Origin of the sequence: Gemella sp. GH3, assembly GCF_013415425.1 — a bacterium.
In the GTDB taxonomy this organism is placed as follows: domain Bacteria; phylum Bacillota; class Bacilli; order Staphylococcales; family Gemellaceae; genus Gemelliphila.
Genome location: NZ_JACBYC010000226.1, coordinates 1 through 434, shown reverse-complemented (window position 1 = coordinate 434; position 434 = coordinate 1). Strand labels below are relative to the sequence as shown.

Below are 434 nucleotides of genomic sequence, written 5' to 3'. Positions count from 1 at the left end.
AAACAAAGTAGTGATTATATTAATGAAGATCCTACTCAAAAAGATGCTTACGATAAAGCAATTCAAGCTGCTAAAGATTTAATCAATGCTCAACCTCCTACTATGGACAAAGGAGAAATAGATAAAGCTTTAGCAAATGTTAATCAAGCACTTAATAATTTACATGGTAGCGATAAATTGCTTGAAGCCCAAAAAGAAGCCTCATCACAATTAAACAACTTTAACAATTTGACTAACGGTCAACATGGCAAGCTAGTTGATGACATTTTCAATGCACCGACTAAAACTCAAGTTGCTCAAGTATTGGAAAATGCAAAACAACTTAACAACACAATGAAAGCACTGAGAGATTCAATTGCTGATAATGAACTAGTTCTTCATAGTAGCAAATATATTAATGAAGACCCTGAACAACAAGCAGCTTATAATCAAGC

At 33.2% G+C, this 434-nt stretch carries 1 protein-coding gene; it reads left to right on the top strand.

Annotation, left to right across the window (positions count from 1 at the left end):
- Positions 1–434 (top strand): GA module-containing protein (locus HZY83_RS07830; RefSeq protein ID WP_179943482.1); only part of this gene is annotated, 434 nt, incomplete at both ends.